Origin of the sequence: Streptomyces sp. NPDC051909 (assembly GCF_040681095.1) — a bacterium.
Taxonomy (GTDB): Bacteria; Actinomycetota; Actinomycetes; order Streptomycetales; family Streptomycetaceae; genus Streptomyces.
On sequence record NZ_JBFAYA010000022.1, the window covers coordinates 54846 to 76078 of the forward strand.

At 72.8% G+C, this 21233-nt stretch carries 15 protein-coding genes; 7 read left to right on the forward strand and 8 right to left on the reverse strand.

Translation table 11 applies throughout. The features are described 5' to 3' along the window. Nucleotides 1-82 precede the first annotated feature (82 nt). Complete coding sequence (gene glnII, locus AB0M18_RS28810) at nt 83-1114, forward strand: glutamine synthetase (protein ID WP_365763034.1); 1032 nt, start codon at nt 83-85, stop codon at nt 1112-1114. Nucleotides 1115-1489: 375 nt separating this feature from the next. Then, on the forward strand, nt 1490-2026 hold the full coding sequence (locus tag AB0M18_RS28815; protein ID WP_365763036.1) for a winged helix-turn-helix domain-containing protein: 537 nt from the start codon (nt 1490-1492) through the stop codon (nt 2024-2026). Here the strand turns inward: AB0M18_RS28815 and AB0M18_RS28820 are convergent, their stop codons facing one another. Together AB0M18_RS28820 and AB0M18_RS28825 are read right to left on the reverse strand one after the other, a co-directional pair. After that, nucleotides 2027-3526 (reverse strand): PepSY-associated TM helix domain-containing protein, encoded by a 1500-nt coding sequence (locus AB0M18_RS28820; RefSeq protein ID WP_365763038.1) that lies wholly within the window; start codon nt 3524-3526, stop codon nt 2027-2029. Nucleotides 3527-3875: 349 nt separating this feature from the next. After that, entirely contained in the window at nt 3876-4577 is a 702-nt protein-coding gene (locus AB0M18_RS28825; protein WP_365763040.1) for a hypothetical protein, read from the reverse strand. A 132-nt stretch (nt 4578-4709) separates the two neighbouring features. Between AB0M18_RS28825 and AB0M18_RS28830 the strand changes: the two genes are divergently transcribed. The 4 genes from AB0M18_RS28830 (at nt 4710) to AB0M18_RS28845 (ending at nt 9651) form a co-directional block, all read left to right on the forward strand. Continuing rightward, nucleotides 4710-5510 (forward strand): tyrosine-protein phosphatase, encoded by an 801-nt coding sequence (locus AB0M18_RS28830; protein ID WP_365763042.1) that lies wholly within the window; start codon nt 4710-4712, stop codon nt 5508-5510. An 85-nt stretch (nt 5511-5595) separates the two neighbouring features. Continuing rightward, nucleotides 5596-7548: a hypothetical protein gene (locus AB0M18_RS28835; protein ID WP_365763044.1), complete on the forward strand. Its 1953-nt coding sequence runs from the start codon at nt 5596-5598 to the stop codon at nt 7546-7548. Between the two features lie 157 nt (nt 7549-7705). Continuing rightward, nucleotides 7706-8593 (forward strand): metal-dependent hydrolase, encoded by an 888-nt coding sequence (locus AB0M18_RS28840; RefSeq protein WP_365763046.1) that lies wholly within the window; start codon nt 7706-7708, stop codon nt 8591-8593. Next, nucleotides 8593-9651, forward strand: coding sequence for a PDR/VanB family oxidoreductase (locus tag AB0M18_RS28845; RefSeq protein ID WP_365763048.1), 1059 nt, complete (start codon nt 8593-8595; stop codon nt 9649-9651). The genes AB0M18_RS28840 and AB0M18_RS28845 overlap by 1 nt, the downstream gene beginning before the upstream one ends. A 4-nt stretch (nt 9652-9655) precedes the next feature. On the opposite strand, the gene AB0M18_RS28850 is transcribed toward AB0M18_RS28845, so the two are convergent. Beyond that, entirely contained in the window at nt 9656-9994 is a 339-nt protein-coding gene (locus AB0M18_RS28850; protein ID WP_365763050.1) for a hypothetical protein, read from the reverse strand. A gap of 38 nt (nt 9995-10032) precedes the next feature. On the opposite strand from AB0M18_RS28850, the gene AB0M18_RS28855 reads away from it, so the two are divergent. After that, complete coding sequence (locus AB0M18_RS28855; protein WP_365763052.1) at nt 10033-10743, forward strand: TetR/AcrR family transcriptional regulator; 711 nt, start codon at nt 10033-10035, stop codon at nt 10741-10743. 17 nt (nt 10744-10760) lie between these two features. Here the strand turns inward: AB0M18_RS28855 and AB0M18_RS28860 are convergent, their stop codons facing one another. The 5 genes from AB0M18_RS28860 to AB0M18_RS28880 form a co-directional block, all read right to left on the reverse strand. Continuing rightward, entirely contained in the window at nt 10761-11093 is a 333-nt protein-coding gene (locus AB0M18_RS28860) for an isomerase (RefSeq protein ID WP_365763054.1), read from the reverse strand. Between the two features lie 127 nt (nt 11094-11220). Further along, nucleotides 11221-16527, reverse strand: a complete 5307-nt coding sequence (gene pulA, locus AB0M18_RS28865) for a pullulanase-type alpha-1,6-glucosidase (protein ID WP_365763056.1) — start codon at nt 16525-16527, stop codon at nt 11221-11223. Between the two features lie 91 nt (nt 16528-16618). After that, the gene (locus AB0M18_RS28870) at nt 16619-18322 is read right to left on the reverse strand and encodes a carbohydrate-binding module family 20 domain-containing protein (RefSeq protein WP_365763058.1); all 1704 of its coding nucleotides are present in this window, start codon (nt 18320-18322) and stop codon (nt 16619-16621) included. 160 nt (nt 18323-18482) lie between these two features. Further along, nucleotides 18483-19550, reverse strand: coding sequence for a LacI family DNA-binding transcriptional regulator (locus tag AB0M18_RS28875; RefSeq protein WP_365763104.1), 1068 nt, complete (start codon nt 19548-19550; stop codon nt 18483-18485). Next, the gene (locus AB0M18_RS28880) at nt 19535-21217 is read right to left on the reverse strand and encodes an alpha-amylase family glycosyl hydrolase (protein WP_365763060.1); all 1683 of its coding nucleotides are present in this window, start codon (nt 21215-21217) and stop codon (nt 19535-19537) included. Before AB0M18_RS28880 ends, AB0M18_RS28875 begins: the two co-directional genes overlap by 16 nt. Nucleotides 21218-21233 lie beyond the last annotated feature (16 nt).

A 21233-nucleotide genomic window follows, 5' to 3' on the forward strand; every position in this document is an offset into this window, starting at 1 on the left:
GACACCGCCACCGCAGCTCTCGCAATGTCGCGAGCCGCCGCCGCCCGCGGAGCACCCGCAGCACGCCAAAGGATGAGGCCCCGTGACCTTCAAGGCTGAGTACATCTGGATCGACGGCACCGAGCCGACCGCCAAGCTCCGTTCGAAGACGAAGATCATCTCCGGTGAGGTCCTTCCGCTGGAGGAGCTGCCGATCTGGGGCTTCGACGGTTCCAGCACGAACCAGGCCAAGGGTCACGCCTCGGACCGCGTGCTCAAGCCGGTCTTCTCCTGCCCGGACCCGATCCGCGGCGGCGACGACATCCTCGTGATGTGCGAGGTGCTGAACACGGACATGACGCCGCACGCGTCCAACACCCGGGCCGCGCTGGCGGAGGTGTACGCGAAGTACGCCGCGCAGGAGCCGATCTTCGGCATCGAGCAGGAGTACACCTTCTTCGACGGCGAGCGCCCGCTCGGCTTCCCGGTCGGCGGCTTCCCGGCCCCGCAGGGCGGCTACTACTGCGGTGTCGGCGCGGACGAGATCTTCGGCCGTGACGTCGTCGAGGCGCACCTGGAGAACTGCCTGAAGGCGGGTCTGGGCATCTCCGGCATCAACGCCGAGGTCATGCCGGGCCAGTGGGAGTTCCAGGTCGGCCCGCTGGCGCCGCTGGAGGTCGCCGACCAGCTGTGGGTGGCCCGCTGGCTGCTCTACCGCACCGCCGAGGACTTCAACGTCTCCGCGACCCTGGACCCGAAGCCGGTGAAGGGCGACTGGAACGGCGCGGGCGCGCACACCAACTTCTCCACGAAGGCGATGCGCGAGGGCTACGACGCGATCATCACCGCGTGCGAGGCGCTGGGCGAGGGCTCCAAGCCGCTCGACCACGTCAAGAACTACGGCGCCGGCATCGACGACCGTCTGACCGGCCTGCACGAGACCGCCCCGTGGGACCAGTACTCCTACGGCGTCTCCGACCGCGGCGCCTCGGTCCGTATCCCGTGGCAGGTCGAGCAGGACCGGAAGGGCTACATCGAGGACCGCCGTCCGAACGCGAACGTGGACCCGTACACGGTGACCCGCCTCCTGGTGGACACCTGCTGCGAGGCCCTGGAGAAGGCCGGCCAGGTCTGATCCGCACCGCGCCCGGTGAGGGGCCCCGCCGTCGAACGACGGTGGGGCCCCTTCGCGTTGAGCATGTCGAGCATGTCGAGTGTGACGTACCAGGGGGTGCTCAGCGCGTTTCCCTCCTGATTTAATAGGGATATGGAGAGGACGCAGAACGACACCGCGACAGGTCGCCACGACCTCGAGCCGTTCTGGCCTTCCCGACAGCACCACGACTTCGACCGGTGCTGTCGGCGCGTGAGGAACGCGTCGGCCCTCTAAAGCCCGACCGGAGCCGTCTCCGGTCCCCCGGCCTTCGGCCGCCGCGCATGACGTTCGACGTACGACGCCTTCCGTCCCGTCCCGTCCGTTCGTGACTCGCGCGAAAAGAGCTGAGCTCCCATGGCCCACACCCACACCGCTGCCACCGCCGCTCCCCTGGCCCCGTCGCGCCCCCGGCTGCGCGCCGTGGCGCCCGACGAGGTCGCCGGGCTCGCCCGGGTGGCCGGACTCCTGCCGCCGGGCGCCACGCTGCTGCCGGCGCCCCCGCACGCCCTGCCCACGCTGCCCGGCCGCCCGCCGATGGTCGGCTATCTGGTGCTGCTGCCCGCCGACCAGCAGACGGAGGCGGCGAATACGCCCGCGCCGACGCCGGTTCCAGGGCCGGTGACCATCGACGGCGTGCAGCGGATCGCCCGCGTCGACGGGCGGGCGCTCGACCTGACGTATCTGGAGTTCGAACTCCTCGCCCATCTCGTCGCCCACCCGCACCGGGTACACACCCGCGACCAGCTGGTCACCACGGTGTGGGGGTACGGGCACGTGGGCGACGGCCGGACCGTCGACGTGCACGTGGCCCGGCTGCGCCGCAAGCTGGGCGCCGAGCACCGCCACACGATCCAGACCGTGCGGCGGGTCGGCTACAAGTACACGCCCTGATCAGGCCGTTCGCCCGGTTCCCGGCCCCGTCTCCGGCCTCGTCTCCGACCCCGTCCTCGGCCTCGTCCGCGCGAGGAGCCCGAGGGCGAGGTCGACGGCCAGGAACGCCACCAGGCTGAGGCCGAGCAGCGGCACGAACCAGCCCACGAGCGCCGTCGCCGCGAGCAGCGGAAGCAGCGTCGTCGGAGGGACCTTGCGCCAGGTGCCGCGGGCGACCGGACGTCCCGGGCGGCGCAGCCACCACATGCGGTAGCCCCAGACGACCAGCAGGATCAGGGCGAGCGCGAGGGCGGCGAGCGCCAGCTGGTTGAACAGGCCGAGATACAGGCCCATATGGGCGTCGATTCCGATCCGGGTGAGCTTCGCGAGCAGCGGGTAGTCCGCGAAGCGGAGCTCGTCCAGGACGGCGCCGTCGGCGGGGTTCACGGCGACCGAGTCCAGCTCCGCCGGGAACTGCTTGTCGGTCTCCTTCACCACGTAGCCGGAGCCCTCCGCGGGCAGCACGACCGCGATCGAGGGGCTGTCGATCCCGGCGGCGCGGGCCGCCGCGACCGCCTTGTCGATGCCGATGTCCGCGCCCTTCTCGGCGGCGGGCATCGGCATCCCCGTGTGGTGGCCCGCGTGCTCCCCGGCACCGGCCGAACCGCCGGCCGTGATGCCCGCGGAGAGCTTCGGGGTCGCGCCGCCGATCCGGTCCTGCACGCCGCCGATGTTCTCGCCCGCGTACCGCGACCAGGTCAGTCCCGTCGCCGACAGCGCCACCAGGCCGGCCGCCGCCCACAGGCCGACCGCGCCGTGCCAGGAGAGGGTACGGCGGCGGGACCTGGCCCCGCCCTCGGGCAGGAACAGCGCGCGCCGGTTCCTGCGCCGCCGCCCCACCCAGAGCAGCACACCGCCGAGCGTGACCACCCACAGCCAACTGGCGGCCAGCTCACTGTAGTTGCGGCCGAGCTCACCGAGGTGCAGGTCCACGTGGAGGCCCGAGATCCAGGTGCGCAGCGGCAGCGCGCCGGAGCTTCCGTAGCTGGGCAGCTCCCCTCGTATCGCGGCGGTGTACGGGTCCACGAAGACGGCCATCGAGGTGCCCTCGGGCGCCTCCGGGTCGGCCATCAACACCCGTGTGGTGGCGCCGGGTTCGGCCCCGGGCCACACGGCGGTCACGGTGCCCTCGGGGCGGGCGGCGCGGGCCGCCGCGACCTGCCGTTCGAGTGGGAGCGCGGCGGCGCCGTCGGGCACCGGGACTTCGAGCTCGTGCGCGTACAGCACCTTCTCGGCCGGGACGGCGAGCGCGTACAGCAGTCCGCTGACGGCGGCCACGAGAAGGAACGGCGCGACGAGCACGCCCGCGAAGAAGTGCAGCCGCAGCACGAACGGCCGCAGCGCGGCCCATCCGCTCGGGCGGGTGGGGATCGGGGTCGGGGTCGGGGTCGGAGACGCACCCGGGGCCGGGTCGGTCGGTTCGGCCGGTTCCGGACGGCGTGCGAGGTCGTCGAGTGTCATGACGGTCCTAGAGGTCGTCGACCCGGCGTACGCGGGGTGCGGATGCCTGGATGCGCGGATGGCCGTGGGCCGTGGCGGCCCGACGGGCGCCGTGGCGGGCGGCCTGAGCGGCAGACCGTGAGCTTGACCGCTCACGCTCGGGCGGAAGCCGAAAGGCGTCGGCCTCGGGCATCCGCCGTCAGGCGTTCACCGCCGGGCTCTCGCCGCCGGGCTTCGCCGTCATCCGGCCGCCGCCAGGCGTCCGCCGTCGTACGGCATCGGCCGTACGTGCCGTCACGTGGCATCCAGCACCCTGCGTACGACACAGGTCGTGTGTCGACAAGGGAGAAGCGACCCCCGGGCGGTCGCGTCAGACGAGTGCGACGAGTGTGCCGAGGGTCGTGGCACGGGGTGCGGACGGTCGTGGGGGGCCGCGGCGCGAGACGGCGTGGGCGAGGACGACGCCCTGGAGGCGGTGGGTCCGGTGGGTGGGGCGCGCGGGGCGGTGGGGCGGTGGGGCCGGGATCCGGACCCGGATGCGTACGGCGGCGAGCAGCAGCCGCAGCGGAGTGCGGGCGCGGGAGCCGACCGTGCGGGCGAGGGTGAAGAGCGCCGCCTCGCCCCGGGCGAGCCACAGGCCGCAGGCCAGCGCGGCGAGCAGGTGCACGGCGAGCATCCCGGCGCCCGCGCCCGTATCCGGGGTCATGACGTGGCCGGACTGCACCATGTGGGCCATGTGCTCCGCGTGCCCGAGGGGCGCCTCGGCGGATGCTCCGTGCTCCCCGGACCCGAGCCCATAAGCCAGGCGCGGCCCACCCCGCTCCCCCGCGGCGAACATCAGGTGCAGCGCGCCCTGCACACCGGTCGACCCCGCCGCCACGGCGACCTGGCCGCGTCGGCGGCCCGCGGCCGCCCAGGCGAGGGCGCCCGTCACCGCGAAGGCGGTGAGGAGCGAGGCCGGCGGCACGGAGTGGGCAGACATGGACGAATGCCCCATCGCCGCCAATGTCACGCACACCACCGCGAAGAGCGCGGCGCGGAGGGCGCGCAGGGGCGACCGGGGGTGCGTCATGGTGACCCCATGCTGTCATCCCGCGCCCGCGCGCGGGAGACCGCCTCCCGGGGACGCCCCGGACCCCATCGGTTACGGTTCGTAGGAAACGTGCGAAATTCAGGCAAACCGCTTCGTACGAGGAGTCGACGCATGCCCGCCATCCCCGCCGCCACCGTCGCCAACCTCCGTGACCTCGGGACGCTTCCGCTCGGCGCGGGGCGCAGCGTGCGGGAGGGGCTGGTGTTCCGGTCCGGGCAGCTGGACCGGCTCGATCCGGCGGACTCGGTGGTGGGCGGGCTCGGGATCCGTACGGTGGTCGACTTCCGGACCGCCGCCGAGCGGGCCGACCGGCCGGACCGGTTGCCGCCGGGCGGGCGGGTGGTGGTGGCCGATGTGCTCGCCGACTTCCTGGCGACCAGCGGGCTGCCGCCGGCCGCCCGTCTGAAGACGCTGCTCGCCGATCCGGCGCTGGCCGAGGAGCACCTCGGCGGGGGCAGGGCGCAGGCCGCGTTCACGCGCACCTACCGGGCCTTCGTGAACACGGAGTCGGCCCGGGCCTCGTACGGCGCCTTCCTCACCGAGCTGGGCGATCCGGCCGCCGGTCCGCTGCTCTTCCACTGCACGGCGGGCAAGGACCGCACGGGGTGGGCGGCGACGATCGTGCTGTCGCTGCTCGGCGCGGACGAGCGGACGGTGATGGCGGAGTATCTGGCGGTCAACCCGGGGGTGCGGGAGGCGTTCGCGCCGCTCATCGAGGGGTTCACGGCGCAGGGCGGCGACCCGGAGCTGGCGCTCGCGCTCATCGGGGTGGTGCCGGCGTACCTGGAGGCGGCCCTGGACGAGGTGGCGGTACGGCACGGCTCGATGGAGAAGTACGTACGCGAGGGGCTGGGCGTCCCGGACGAGGTCGTCGGCCTCGTGCGCGAGCGTCTGACCGTCCACGCCGCCTGAACCCCGGAGCACACACGCGCAGGCTCGACCCGTTCGGGGACGCCGACCGGGGTGACCATCGCACCATTCGCTCGTTCTGCTGAACGTGAGCAGCCAGGAAACCGAGGAACTCGCCCCCACCCCCGACTCCCCCGGTCCCGCCGCCCCCGGTCCGGTCGAGGTCGAGCAGGCCGAGGCCGCGCTCGTCGAGCACTATCCGCGGCTCGTCCGGATCGCCTATCTGGTGCTTCCGCCCTCCCTCGGCCGCAACCGCCGGGTGCTGACCGCGCACGCGCTGGTGCAGCGTGCGCTGCCGCGCCGCCGGACCTCGGGGGCGGGCGGCGGGGCGGTGCCGGGGGCACGGCGGGCGGACGAGGACGCGGTCGACCCGGGGTACGCGTACGTACGGGGCGAGGTGCTGCGGCAGGCGCTGATCGCGGGGCTGCCGCTGCTCCGCCGGGCGCTGCCGCGGCGCGCGCAGTTCCCGCCGCTGCTGCCGCAGGTGTGGGGGCTGCGGGTGTTCCCGCGGGCCGGTGGCGCCGATGAACTCGCCTTGGACCAGCGGCTCTCCGCGCTGTCCGGGCCGGCCAGGGCGGCGTACGTGCTGCGCGGACTTGAGCGGCAGGGCGATCCGGAGGTGCTGCGGGTGCTCGGCGCGGCCGGGGTGGCGGACCCGAAGGGGGCGCTCGCGGAGGCGGACGGGGTCGAGGCGCAGTATGTGCTCCTGGAGTCGCCGGAGTTCGACCCGTGCTCGCTGCAGGCCCGGCCGACGGACCTGATGCGGCGGCGCCAGCACGGCCGGGCGGCGCTCGCGGCGGCCGCGGCGGTGGTGGTGTGCGGGGCGCTGCTCGGGCTGCCGGGCGACGGGTGGGGCAGAAACGGTGCTGCGGCCCCGTCGTACGCCCGTAATCCGGCGGCGGAGGCGGCGCTCGACCCGTCGGGTCTGAAGCGGGTGGGGGCGACCGACTGGCGGTTCTCGCCGCGCACCGACTTCTCGGTGTGGCCGGCCCGCGGCGGGCTGACCGGGGACAGGGCGCTGCTGCGCCGGGCGCTCGCGGTGTGGGCGCGGCCGGGGCCGACCGTGCGCGCCTCGGCGACGCCGGGCACGCCGCCGGGGCCGCCGATGGGCTCGCCGCAGCTGCTGTTCGCGGGCGAGGTGGACGCGAACCGGGTGGTGATCTTCCACGACGGTCTGCGGGCGGTGCGGTACGCGGAGCCGGTCGGCGAGCGCGAAGGCGCGGCGCTCGACTTCGCCCGTACGGACGGGGCGGACGCGGTGGGTTCGGCGGCGCTCGTGGTGTCCCGGGCCGGGGGCAACGTGCGTTATCTGACGGCACCGTGGGTGCGGGAGGCGGCGGTCCGGGACCTGCTGCTGCCGGACAAGGCGCCGCGGGTGCTGACCCGGGACGCGTCCGGGGTGACCGAGCCCATCCCGAGCCCGGTGACGGCCGCGAGCTGCACCCGCTGGACCGCGCTCCAGCTGCGCGACGAGTCGGGGCCGCGGCTGCTCACGGACCTGGGCGAACTGGCCCCCGCCCGGCTGACCTCGGGCCCGCCCGCCCGGCCGGCCGATGTGACGGGCGCGGCGGCGCTCGGGCAGTGGGCGCGGATCGCGTGCCGGCTGCCGGCGCTGAGCTCGCACGGGGTGCGGACGGTCAACTCCTGGGCGTACGCGAGCCAGCGGCTCCCGGAGGGCGCCGGGCGCGCCGAGTGGTGGTGCGCGCGGGCGGAGACCTGGCGGGGCACCGGGAGCCGGAGCCTGGCACTGTTCCGGGCGCCGGGCGCGACCGGGCCGGCGGCGCCGGCCGCCCGCTCGGAGGGGACCCCGGCGTGCGGGCCGAAGGATCCGCGGGTGCTCGCGGGCGTGGTGTGGCAGGCGCGGAGCGGGCAGTGGTACGTGCTCGCGGCGGGCTCGCCGGACTTCGCGTCGCTGACGCTGTCGGGCGGGGTGAAGGCGCGTTCGGAGGGGCCGCTGCTCGCGGTGAAGGCGGCGGCGGGCAGCCGCGCGGACCTCGTCGGCACCCTCGGCGACGGGCGGCGGGTGGGCGCCCTGCGCTGAGCCGCACGGCACCCGCTCGCCCCGCGCCTGCCCCGCGCCCGCACCACGCCCCGTACACATGCCCGTACGCATGCCGCACCCGGACCCGTAGCCGCACCCGGAAAAAGCTCATGCGCGACCCCTGTTCCTCGGGCCTACCCCTCAGTACATTGACGCCATGTCTAATACGCAGCCCGCCCCGGTCGCGTCGGAGCACATCGAGCTCAAGGCCCGCAAGGTCTCCTTCGACTGGGAACAGACACCGCTCCACTGGGTTCCCGGCGACCCGTTCACCACCCACACGATCAATGTGCTGCACCTGCTGCTCCCGGCCGGCGAACGCTGGTTCGTGCACGTCTACAAGCAGGTACTGCCGTACATCACCGACGAGCGGCTGCGTGCGGACGTCATCGGCTTCATCGGGCAGGAGGCCGTGCACTCGCAGGCGCACGACGACGTCCTGCCGCACCTGAAGAAGCAGGGCCTCGACCCCACGCCGTACACCGCGCAGGTCGACTGGTTCTTCGAGAAGCTGCTCGGCGACCGGACGCTGCCGCCGGGGCGGCCGCGGCGCTGGTGGCTGATGGAGCGGGTGGCGCTGATCGCCGCGATCGAGCACTACACGGCCTTCCTCGGCGACTGGGTGCTCAACGCCGAGGAGCTGGACCGGGTCGGCGCCGACCCGGTGATGCTGGACCTGCTGCGCTGGCACGGCGCCGAGGAGGTCGAGCACCGCGCGGTCGCCTTCGAGCTGTTCATGCACCTCGACGGCGGCTACCGGCGGCGCGCCCGCACCTGGGCGGCCGCGTTCGGTGCGCTGGTCTTCCTCTGGCAGCGCGGGGTGCGCTTCTTCATGGAGCACGACCCGACGGTCCTCGACGCGAAGCCGAGCGTCGGGCAGTTCGTACGGAAGGGCCGCCAGGGCGTGCTGCCGACCACCCCCGACCTGCTGCGCGCGATCCCGCGCTATCTCAGCCGGGCCTACCACCCCTCCCAGGAGGGCTCCACCGCCCAGGCCGCCGCCTACCTGGCCACCTCCCCCGGCGCCAACGGAGGCCGTGTCTGATGCGTCTGCGCACCGTCGTCCTCGTCGCCGGGGCCGCACTGCTCGCCAAGCGGGCGCTGCGGCGCCGGATCGACGCCTCGCCGCTCTGGCCGATGCCCGCCCTGGAGGTGCCTGTCTCGGGCCGGGGCCGGCAGGCCACCGTGACCCGGCACGTCCTGGTGGCCGCCCGCACCGAGCCCGCCGAGGGGGTCGTCCAGCTGCGCCTGGAGGGCTCCGGGCTGCCCGACTGGCAGCCGGGCGCGCACATCGACCTGGTGCTGCCGTCCGGCACCGTCCGCCAGTACTCGTTGTGCGGCGACCCCGGCGAGCGTGACGTCTACACGATCGCCACCCGTCTCATCGAGCCTGAGCAGGGCGGCCGCGGCGGCTCGGCCGAGGTCCACGAACAGCTGCACGTGGGCACCGAGATCGAGATCCGCGGGCCGCGCAACCGCTTCCCACTGGCGTCCGCGCCCTCGTACGTCTTCGTGGCCGGCGGCATCGGGATCACGCCGATCCTGCCGATGCTGCGCGCGGCGGAGACTGCCGGGGCCGAGTGGCGGCTGCTGTACTGCGGGCGCAGCCGGGCCACCATGCCGTACCTGGACGAGGTCGGGAAGCTGGGCGGCGGGCGCACGACGGTCGTGGCCGAGGACGTCGAGGGGCGGCCCGACCTCGGCTTCCTCTCCGACCTCCCCGCCGGGACCGAGGTGCACTGCTGCGGGCCCGAGGGCCTGATGGACGCGGTGACGGCCGCCCTGCCCGAGGGCCGGGTGCCGCATCTGGAGCGCTTCTCCGCGAGCCGTACGGAGGGCGGCGCGCCCTTCGAGGTCGAACTGCGTCGCACCGGACGGACGTTGGCCGTGGCGGCCGACCAGTCGGTGCTCTCGGCGGTGCGCGAGGCCGTCCCCGGTGTCCTCTACTCCTGTCAGCAGGGCTTCTGCGGAACCTGTCAACAGCGGGTCGTGGAGGGCGAGGTGGACCACCGCGACGAGCTGCTCACCGACGCCGAGCGGACCGACTCGATGCTGATCTGCGTGTCGCGGTGCGCCGGTGAGCGGCTGGTCCTGGACCTCTGACGGGTCAGGGCAGGACCAGCCAGTCCAGGGCGAACGCGGTGGCGAGCCCGCCCACCAGAAGCCAGGTGGCAAGCCGCGTACGCCCGTTGCGGGACAGCTCGATGACGACGCCGCACAGGATCATGGCGAGCCCGTACACGCCGACGACGAGGACGGACGTATGGGCCGCCAGGCGGGTCACCAGGACCGCGGCGGTCACGACGAGCAGCACCGAACCGGCGACGACACGTGCGAGGCGGGCCTGCCTGGGCGTGAGTCCGGTCGGCTCCGCCCCGGCCTCGCCCTCCGTCTCGGCCTCGGTCTCCGTCTCGGTCTCCGGGATGTCCTGCTCAGAAGCACTCATGTGGCGGGAGCGTAACGGACTCCCGTTAGGCTGTTCGCATGACGACCGGGGTACGCCGAAGGATGGGCGTCGAGGAGCGCAAACAGCAGCTGATCGGGGTGGCGCTTGAGCTGTTCAGCCGCCGCTCCCCCGACGAGGTCTCCATCGACGAGATCGCCGCGGCCGCGGGCATCTCGCGGCCGCTCGTCTACCACTACTTCCCCGGGAAGCAGTCCCTGTACGAGGCGGCGCTGCGCCGCGCGGCCGACGACCTGGCCGCGCGCTTCCTGGAGCCGCCGCAGGGCCCGTTGGGGGCGCGGCTGCTGCGTGTGATGGGCCGCTTCTTCGACTTCGTGGACGACCACGGGCCGGGCTTCGCCGCGCTGATGCGGGGCGGTCCGGCGGTCGGTTCGTCGACGACGAACGCGATGATCGACGAGGTGCGGCAGGCGGCCTACGAGCAGATCCTGGCGCACCTGGACGTCGCCAAGCCCTCGCCGCGGCTCGAACTGGTCGTCCGTTCCTGGGTGTCGCTCGCCGAGTCGACGGCGCTGCTGTGGCTGGACGGGCGCCGGGTGCCGCGTGCGGAGCTGGAAGTGCAGCTCGTGCACGACTTCGCGGCGCTCACCGCGGTCAGCGCCGCGTACGACGACGAGATGGCGGGGCTCGTGGTGCGGATGCTCGCCGACGAGCCGGCCGACGGGCCGTTCGGAGACCTGGTGGGCCGGCTCATCGCGCTGGTGCCGCAGGTGGGACAGGCGTCCGAGTAGGACGGACAGGTGCCCGGTCAGGCCTTGGCGTAGGACGCGTCGAGGTCGCGGACCTCGGCGGAGATCCGTACGCCGTCCGTCTCCTTGAGGAAGCCGGGCACGAGCGCGAGCACGGCCTCGCTCAGCCGGGCCTTGGCCTCGTCGGTGCGGCCCGCGAGCAGGGCGATCTCGACGTGGACGACGGTGTCGTCGGTGGCGCCGTCGCCGACGACCAGTTCCTCGACCTCGCGGAAGCGGGTCTTGCAGGCTTCGATGCGCGCGTCGACGGTCTCCACGACGAGCGGGTGCAGCGCGAGCGCGAAGCCGCGCCGGTCGAGGGGCGCGGAGTAGTCGACGGTGATCTGCGGCATGGGGGTCACTCCTGGTGATGCGGATGTCGGGCCCAGCTTGACCGCGCCCCCGCCCCACGCACAAGGGACCGTCCGCTGAGCGGACGGCCCCTGTGCCCCGTGGGGGGTGTGCTGGGTGCGGATCGGATCAGCGGGCCGTGAAGACCGCCACCGTCCGCGCCGGGACCGTGAAGGTGCCCGAGGACGTGTCGTACGCGGCGGTCTTCACGACCGCGTCGGAGCCGGCCGCCTGGACCGGGTGCAGGCGGTAGGCCTGCCCCGCCAGGTCGGCGACCTTCTGGGACGCGCTGCCCGGGGTCGCGTTGAGGACGACGACCAGGTCGCCCAGGCGCATGGTGATCACGCCGGGGGTCTCGTCGCGGCCGGACAGCGGGAAGGAGAGCCGTTCCTGCACCTCTGCGGCCGAAGCCAGGGAGAAGGCGGGTTCGGTGGTGCGGATCCTCTGGAGGTCGCGGTAGGCGGCGGAGGCGCCGGTGATCTCCGGGCAGCCGACGCTGAGCGCGGGGTTCACCAGGAGCGGCTTGCCGTAGGACCACTTGGCCTTGTTGTCGGCGGCCGGCGGGAGGCCCCGCCCGAAGCCGTTGCCGTCGCGGCAGTCCCAGTGGATCGCGTTGAACCAGTCGCCGCTGTCGTACGAGTTGCGGTCGAGGGACTTGGAGCGGAGCAGGTCGCTGCCCGCCTGGGAGAGCGCCGGGCCCTGGGAGAGGGTGCCGGTGGCCATGGCGAGGACCTGCATACGGGCCCGGTCGGCCGCCGGGGTCCCGGCCGGGAGCTTGAAGGCGAGCGCGTCGTACAGGCTCTCGTTGTCGTGGGCGTCGGCGTAGGCGAGGGCGTCGCCGGGTGCGGCGGCGTAGCCGGCCGGGGCGCCGTTGTAGTCGACCTCGGAGCCCTTGACCGTACGGCCGGAGCTGTCGGTGAAGGTGTACGCGGCGAGGTTGCCGGTCAGGCCGACCTTGATGAGGTCCTGGTAGTGCAGGAGGCGGGCCTTCTGCTCGGCCGGGGTGCCGTTGGCGGCAGACGCGTTCGGGTCGGTGTAGAGGCCGGAGGCGAAGCCCTGGATGCGGGGGTCCTCGTCGAAGGGGCCGCCGCCGCGGACGGCGTCGCGGGCCCGGTCGGAGAAGGTGGCGACGCCGGTGCCCGCCATGTTCTTCTGGGTGGCCTGCACGAAGCGGGCGTCGTCGGCGATCTCGCCGAAGTTCCAGCCCTCGCCGTAGAGGATGATCGACTTTCCGTCGACGCCGTCGCGCGCGACCGTCAGCTCGTCCAGGGCCTTGCGCACCGCCAGGATGTTGGCCTTGGGGTGGTGGCCCATGAGGTCGAAGCGGAAGCCGTCGACCTTGTACTGCCTGGCCCAGGTGACGACCGAGTCCACGACGAGCTTGCCCATCATGGCGTTCTCGGGCGCGGTGTTGGCGCAGCAGGTGGAGGTGGCCACGGAGCCGTCGGCCTGGAGGCGCTGGTAGTAGCCGGGCACGATGCGGTCGAGGACGGACTTGTCGGACTGTCCGGCGGCCACGGTGTGGTTGTAGACCACGTCCATGACGGTGCGCAGGCCCTCGCCGTTGAGCGCCTGGACCATCTGCCGGAACTCGACGGTGCGGCGGGTGCCGTTCGGGTCGGTGGCGTACGAGCCTTCCGGCACCGTGTAGTGCAGCGGGTCGTAGCCCCAGTTGTAGGCGTCCTTGACCGCCGCGGCGGCGACGCAGGCCTGCTGCTCCTCCGAGTCCGGGGCGTACACCTTGAGGTCGCAGGCGGGTTCGGTGCGGTCGGACTTCTTCTCGGGGATGGTGCCGATGTCGAAGGCCGGGAGGAGGTGGACGTAGGAGGTGCCGGAGTCGGCGAGTTCCCGCAGGTGCCGCGAGCCCTCGCTGCCGGCGTCCGTGAAGGCGAGGTAGGTGCCGCGGTGGCCGGCCTCGGCCGTGGGGTCGGCGATGGAGAAGTCGCGGATGTGGAGTTCCTGGATCTGCGCGTCGCGCAGCGGCACGGCGGCCGGCTTCTTCAGGCCCTGCCAGCCCTTGGGCGCGAGCCGGGGGTCGGCTAGGTCGACGACGAGGCTGCGGGCGGAGTCGGTGGTGAGCGCGGTGGAGTACGGGTCGGTGACCCGGTTCTCGACGAGCTTCTGGACGCTCGGCGCCCAGACCTTCACGACGTAGCGGTACGGCTTGCCCGCCCAGTCCCTGGTGCCGGTGACGGACCAGACGCCGGAGGCGGCGTCGCGCCGCATGGGCACGCTGCGCCCGTCGAGTTCGAGGGCGACGGACTGCGCGGTCGGCGCCCAGAGCGACAGGGTGGGGCGGCCGTTGCGGAACACCGGGCCGAGGGCCTTCTGCGTGGCCTTCGCCGCGTACAGGTCGTCGAGCACGCCCGCCGTCTGCACTCCGGTCGCGGCGAGCAGGGCGCCGTTGGCGGCCCGCTGGGTGGCGAGGAGCTGGCCGCGCAGGGAGTCCCGTACGCGGTCGGCGTCACGCGGGTCGACGGTGAAGGCCGGGTAGTCCTTGAGGTGCGGGTACTTCGCCTTCTGGGCGTCGGTGAGGCTTCCCGCGGTGAGCCGCAGCCAGCGGCCCTCGTCGCTCAGGGCGCCGTCGGTGACGGTGATGCCGCCGCCCGCCGTGCCCGGCGCGTACACCAGCTGCTGGCTGGTGGCGTCGGTGGCCTTGATCTTCCAGACGACGGTGTTCCGGTCGATCCACTGCGCCTCGGCCTTGCCGAGGTCGAGGTTCGGGGCGCCGCCGGTGGTCGGCAGCAGGTACTTCGGCTGTCCGGCGAGCAGCCAGACCTCGTTGCCGTACGTGGCGAGGTCGAGGGACTGGTCGGTGGGCAGGTCCTTCTCGTCGCCCTTGTGGACGATGTACGACAGCGAGCTCGCACCCTCGGTGAGCGGCACCTCGTACACGGCGCCGTAGGCGTCCACGCGCGTCGGCATGAGCGGCCGCGACCAGTCGGTGGGCTGGGCGGCGCCGGTCCACAGGTGCAGGCCCCAGCCGTCGTAGTTCCCGTCGGGGCGCTGGTAGTGGATGACGGCCTTGGTCTTGTCCTGCGGGGCGGGGGCCGGGTTCGTGTCGGACTGGCCGTCGGCGCCCTGCGTGATCCAGACCTCGCCGGTGCGGCCCAGGCTGATGCTTCGCTGCGGGCCGTCGGCGGCCCCGTCCTTCTCCACGGTGTACGGGAGGGTGGACGCGCCCTCGGGGACGCGGACCCAGGCGAAGGCGCCGTGGGCGTCGCGGCCGGTGAACGCGGCTTCCTGGTCGGCGGCCTTCAGCTTCCAGCCGTCGTAGTTCCCGTCCTGGCGCTGGTAGTGGACGACGGCGTAGGTGCGCTCGACGGCCACGGGCTTCTCGGGCGCGGGGACCTGGCCCGCGGTGCTGGCGGCGAGGGCGCTCGCGGTGCGGCCGGCGGCGTCGACGGCGACGGCCTTGTAGCGCAGGGCGGTGCCGGCGGGGGCGGTGACGTGCTGGGTGATCCTGTACGGGGCGTGGTCGGCGGTGCCGAGGGTCTGCCAGCGCCCGTTGCCGACCTGCGCGGCGAAGACGACCCGGTTGAGGCCGCCGCCGGTGACGTCGGCGGACAGCTCTACGGTGCCGGTGGCGCCGGGGGCCGGGGCCTTCAACGTCACGGCGGGCGCGCTCGCGGGGGCGGGCAGCGGCGCGTCGGCCTTCAGGACGAGGGAGGACAGCGCCGGGACGGTGACGGTGACCTTGCCGTCCTCGGCCGCGACGGCGCCCTGACCTCCGTACAGGGTGCGGAAGTTCGCCGAGTCGACGGGGACGGTGACCGTCCTGGGCTCGGTGGCGCTGTTGGTGGCGACCAGGTACTCGGTCCGCGCCTTGGCGTCCGTACGGGAGAAGGCGTAGACGGAGCCCTCGGCGTAGCGCTCCTGCTGGACTCCGTCGCGCAGGGCGGGGTTCGCCTTCGTGAGCTTCGACAGCTCGGCGATGGAGCGGTAGATCGGGTGGCCGGTGTCGTACGCGTCGGAGGCGTGGGTGCGGTCGGTGCCGAGCTGGTCGTCGTCCAGGTAGTCGGCGGTCTGCGAGGCGAAGAGGGTCTGGCGGGCGTCCTTGTCTCCGCCGGGGCCGGTGAAGCCCTGCTCGTCGCCGTAGTAGACGACGGGGTTGCCGCGGCTGAGGAACATCAGCTCGTTGGAGAGCCGGGCCCGCTGGACGAGTTCGGCGTCGCTCGCGGCCGGGTGGTCCTGCCTGAGGAAGGTGCCGACGCGGCCCATGTCGTGGTTGCCGAGGAAGGTGACCTGCTCGTAGGCGTTGGCCTTGTCGGAGCCGTACTTGTAGTCGTCGGCGAAGACCTTGGCGAGCCGGTCGGCGCCGGCGCCCTGGGAGGCGAAGGCGCGGGCGGCGTCCTGGAAGGGGAAGTCGAGGGTGGCGTCGAGCCGGCCGCGGGTGACGTACGGGCTGGTGACGGCGGTGTCGGCGGAGTACACCTCGCCGAACATGAAGAAGTCCTCACGGCCCTGCTCGGCCGCGTACTTGTCCAGGGCGGTGGCCCACTGGGTCCAGAAGTCCAGGTTCACGTGCTTGACGGTGTCGATGCGGAACCCGTCGATGTCGAAGTCGCGGACCCACTTCTCGTAGATCCGCTTCATGCCCTCGACGACCTCGGGGCGCTCGGTCCACAGGTCGTCCAGGCCGACGAAGTCGCCGTACTCGGCGGACTCCCCGGCCCAGGTGGAGTCGCCGCGGTTGTGGTACATCGTGGGGTCGTTGAGCCAGGCGGGGACCTTGGCGCCGGCCTCGGTCCTCTGGACCGGCGTGTACGGGAACGAGTCCGCGTCCACCTTCGCCGTCTTCGTCCGGTCGTCGAAGGGACGGCCCGAGGCGTCCAGGTACGGGTAGGCGCCCTTGGGGCGGTAGCCGTACTTCTTCTCGGCGTAGTCGACGGTGTCGGCCGTGTGGTTGGTGATGACGTCGAAGAAGACCTTCATGCCCTTGGCGTGGGCGGCGGCGATCAGCCTCTTCAGGTCGTCGTTGGTGCCGAAGTGCGGGTCAACCTGGGTGAAGTCGGTGATCCAGTAGCCGTGGTAGCCGGCCGAGGCGTCCTTGCCCTCGCCCTGCGCGGGCCGGTTCTTGAAGATCGGCGCCATCCAGATGGCGGTGGTGCCGAGGCCCTTGATGTAGTCGAGGCGCTCGGTCAGCCCCTTGAGGTCGCCGCCCTGGTAGAAGCCCTTGTCCGTCGGGTCGAAGCCGGTGGCGGTGCGGCTGCCGGTGAGACCGCCGCGGTCGTTGGCCGGGTCGCCGTTGGCGAAGCGGTCGGGCAGCACGAAGTAGAACTGCTCGCGGGTGAGGTCGTGCCGGGCGGGGGTTGCGGCGAGGGCACGGTCGGAGGGCGGGGCGGGCGGCGCGGCGGCGGCCGCCACGGGCAGGGCGGGCACGAGGGCGGCGCACAGGGCGGCGGCCGTGACGACCGCCGTTCTCTTGCGTATCACGAGGGTGCTCCCAGGAGGTACGGGAAAGAGCGGGCCGCCCCGGCGGGGCGGCCCTGGGACGCGGGGAGGCGTCGACCGGTCGAGGTGCCGGCTAGTTGCGGAAGGTGTCGTTCAGGACGATCTGGCCCGTGGCCGGGACGGTCGCGGTGCGGTTGGCACCGGACTCCCAGGTGACGTTCCCGGCCCCGTCCTTGCGGATGTACTTGTACTCGAAGGCCGTTCCGGCGGGGAGGCTCACGTCGAGCTTCCAGACCGGGTAGGCGGCCGGGTCGAGTTTGAGGGCGGCGGCCGGGGACCAGTTGCCGAGCTCGGGGCGGTTACCGGTGACGTAGATGTTCTGGCCCACCACGGTGGTGGCGGTGACGTTGAACGAGGCGCCGGTGGTGGTGACCGGCGGGGTGGTGCAGGTCATGGCGCCGGTGTGGAGGGCGAGCGCGGTGTTGGCGCCGAGGGTGGCCGTGAACTGCCCCGAGGAGTTCACCGTCACCGGGTTGCCGCTCTGCACGTCGCAGTAGGAGCCGGCGGGCAGGGAGGTCTGGAAGGTGCGGGTGAGGGCCGAGGACTCGTGGTTGATGGCCACGTACGCCTTGCCGCCCCGGCCGAACGCGATCTGGTTGTTGCCGTTGTCCCACCAGTCGGTGACGGCCTGCCCGCGCGCGGTGTTGCGGAAGGCCACCATGGAGGAGATCTCGCGCCAGGTGTGCTGGCACTTCCAGCCGTCGCTGTAACAGGCGTTCACCTGGTGCCCGTTGGGTGCGCCGGCGTCCTTGTCGGTCCAGTCGTAGCCGGAGTGGACGTCCGGGGAGCCGTAGGGCCAGGCGAGCATGAAGACGGAGGCGAGGGTGTAGTTCGCGCCGTCCTTGTAGTTGAGGGTGTCGCCGCCGCGCTCGGTGTCGTGGTTGTCGACGAAGACGGCGGACTGGCCGGACGGCATGTAGCCCCAGGCCTCGCCGAAGTTCTTGAGGTAGGCGAGCTTCTCGCCCTGGAGGACCCTCTTGAGGTCGCGGGCGTAGCGGAACTCCTGGACGTCGCCGTTGCCGAGGTACTCGCTCGGGGAGACCGCCTCGCCGGCGCCGTGGATGGCCTCCTGCTTCCAGTAGACGGAAGGGTTCGTCAGGCGCGACTTGATGTTGGCGAGGTCGGCGGCCGGCATGTGCTTGGCGGCGTCGACGCGGAAGCCGTCGACGCCGAGCGACAGCAGGTCGTTCATGTAGGCGGCTATCCTGCCGCGGACGTAGTCCTCGCCGGTGTCGAGGTCGGCGAGGCCGACGAGCTCGCAGTTCTGGACGTTCGCCTTGTCCTGGTAGTTGGAGACGGTGGCGCGGCAGTCGTCCAGGTCGGCGCCGGAGTAGACGCCGGGGTAGTTGTACTTGCTGTAGGTGGACCCGCCGGTGCCGGTGTAGGTGGCGTTGGGGTCCGCCGGGCCGGCCATGTGGTTGATGACGGAGTCGGCGACGACCTTCACCCCGGCGGCGTGGCAGGTGTCGACCATGCTCTTGAAGGCGGTGCGGTCGCCGAGCGGTCCGGCGATCTTGTAGCTGACCGGCTGGTAGGCCGTCCACCACTGCGCGCCCTGGATACGTTCCTGGGGCGGGGAGACCTGCACGTATCCGTAGCCGGCGGGGCCGAGCTGTTCGGTGCAGGCCTTCGCCACCGAGGCGAAGTTCCACTCGAACAGCACGGCCGTGACGTCCTTCGTGCCGGGCGGGGCGGCCTGAGCGGTGGGGGCTCCCGTGACGGCCACAGCGGCTCCCGCCACGAGGGCGAGTGCAGCGGCCACGGTCTTTCGGGCCATGTTTCCTCCTGTACGACGTCCCTGTCGCAAGTGCGGTACGCGAAGGCGTCCGCAAGAAGTTGCCGAAAATTGAGGCAACTGTTTTCAGCCGCGACCGTAGGGGCGTACAGGCGTGCGGTCAATACTTCAAACAACCGAACGCAACATCTTGCGCAAGGAGTTACAAGATCACCGCGGCCGCCGCCGTGGAGCCCCGCACCACCAGCTCCGGCTGGAACACGAACTCCGTGCGCTGGACCGGGTTTCCCTCGATCTCCTCCAGGAGCGCGCCGACGGCCGCCGTCGCCATGGCCTGCACCGGCTGGCGCACGGTGGTCAGCGGCGGGTCGGTGAACGCGATCAGCGGGGAGTCGTCGAAGCCGACCACCGAGACGTCACGGGGCACGTCGAGGCCCCGGGCGCGGGCCGCCCGGACCACCCCGAGGGCCATCAGGTCGGAGCCGCACACGATGCCGGTGCAGCCCTCGGCGAGCAGCAGGTCGGCGGCGGCGTGACCGCCCTCCACGCCGAACAGGGTGGGCTGTACGAAGCGTTCGGCCTCCTCCCGCTCGATGCCGAGCAGGGCGTACAGCTCGGCGGCGAAGCCCTCCGCCTTGCGGCGCGAGGGGACGTAGCGGGTCGGCCCGATGGCCAGCCCGATCCGCTCGTGGCCGAGTTCCACCAGGTGCCGTACGGCCATCCGGGCCGCGGCCCGGTCGTCGGGCGACACGAAGTTGGCGTCGATGTGCTCGTTGAAGCCGTTGATGAGGACGAACGGCACACCGCGGTCGGCGAGTCGGGTGTAGCGGGCCGGGTCGGCGGAGGCGTCCGCGTGCAGCCCGGACAGGAACACGATGCCGGCCACCCCGCGTTCCACCAGCTGCTCGACCAGCTCGTCCTCGGTGGCGCCGCCGGGCATCTGGGTGCAGAGCACCGGGGTGTAGCCGTGCCCGGCCAGGACCTGTTCGACGACCTGGGCGAACGCCGGGAAGATCGGGTTGGTCAGCTCGGGCACCACCAGGCCGATCAGGCCGGCGCTGCGCCGTTTGAGGCGTACGGGACGCTCGTAGCCGAGCACGTCGAGCGCGGCCAGCACCTTGTGCCGGGTGGCGCCGGCCACGCCCGCCTTGCCGTTGAGGACCCGGCTGACGGTGGCCTCACTGACCCCCGACTGGGCCGCGATGTCCGCGAGCCGCGGGGCGCCCCCTCCGGCGCCCCGCGGCAGGGGGATCGTCACACCGCCCACCAGGCGGTGGTGTCGGCGGGCAGCACCGCGGTGCCGTCGACGATCCCGGTCTCCTCGCCGGCGGACTCACCGGAGGAGAGGAGCAACCGGCCGGGCAGCGGGACGGAGATGGCCCGACCGGTGGTGTTGGCGGTGCAGACGAATCCGTCGCGGCGGAAGGAGAGCACACCCTCAGGTGCCTCCAGCCACTCGACGGACTCGCCCGCACCGAGTTCGGGGCGCTCACGGCGCACGGCGAGCGCACTGCGGTACAGCTCCAGGGTGGAGCCGGGGTCACCGGTCTGCGCCTCGACGCTGAGCGCGGCCCAGGTGGTGGGCTGCGGCAGCCAGGAGCCGCCGGTGCCGAAGCCGTACGAGGAGCCCTCGGCGGTCCACGGGATGGGCACCCGGCAGCCGTCGCGGAAGCCGTCCTGGCCGGTGGCCCGGAAGAAGGACGGGTCCTGGCGGACCTCGTCGGGCAGGTCGGTGACGTCCGGCAGGCCGAGCTCCTCGCCCTGGTAGACGTACGCGGAGCCGGGCAGCGCCAGCATCAGCAGGGTCGCGGCGCGGGCCCGGCGCAGGCCGAGTTCGCGGTCGCCGGGGGTGCGCAGCTGGGTGCCGAGGCCCGCCGGGTTGGCGAAGCGGGTGGCGTGCCGGGTGACGTCGTGGTTGGAGAGCACCCAGGTGGTGGGGGCGCCGACCGGGCGCATCGCGGCGAGCGAGGCGTCGATGACGGACCGCAGCTCGGCCGCGTCCCAGTGCGTGCCCAGGTACTGGAAGTTGAAGGCCTGGTGCATCTCGTCGGGGCGCACGTAGTTGGCGGTGCGCTCGACGGTGGGGGTCCAGGCCTCGGCGACGAGGACGCGCTCGCCGTCGTACTCGGAGAGCACGTTGCGCCAGGAGCGGTAGATCTCGTGGACGCCGTCCTGGTCGAAGAAGGGCATGACGTCGTTGCCGAGCAGCTTGAGCTGGTCGTGGCTGCCGATGTCGGGCAGGCCCGCGGCCTTGACCAGGCCGTGGGCGACGTCGACGCGGAAGCCGTCGACGCCCATGTCGAGCCAGAAGCGCAGGATGGAGCGGAACTCGTCGCGGACCGCCGGGTGCTCCCAGTTGAAGTCGGGCTGCTCCGGGGCGAAGAGGTGCAGATACCACTCGCCGGGAGTGCCGTCCGGGTTCTCCGTACGGGTCCAGGCGGGGCCGCCGAAGATGGACTCCCAGTCGTTGGGCGGGAGTTCGCCGTTCGCGCCCTTGCCGGCGCGGAAGTGGTAGCGCTCGCGCAGCGGGGAGCCGGGGCCCTCGCGCAGGGCGCGCTGGAACCACTCGTGCTGGTCGGAGGAGTGGTTGGGCACCAGGTCGACGATGATCTTCAGGCCAAGCGCGTGGGCCTCGCGGATCACGGCGTCGGCGTCGTGCAGGGTGCCGAACATGGGGTCGATGGCCCGGTAGTCGGCGACGTCGTAGCCGGCGTCGGCCTGCGGGGAGGCGTAGAAGGGGGAGAGCCAGACGGCGTCGACGCCGAGCGCCTTGAGGTAGGGCAGCCGGCTGCGGATGCCGGGCAGGTCGCCCATGCCGTCACCGTTGCCGTCGGCGAAGCTGCGCGGATAGACCTGGTAGATCACCGCGTCTCTCCACCAGCCCGACTGCGTGCCGGTGGCGGGTGCGGCGGCGGGGGCGACGAGGTCCTGGGTCATGTCTTCCTTGCTTCGT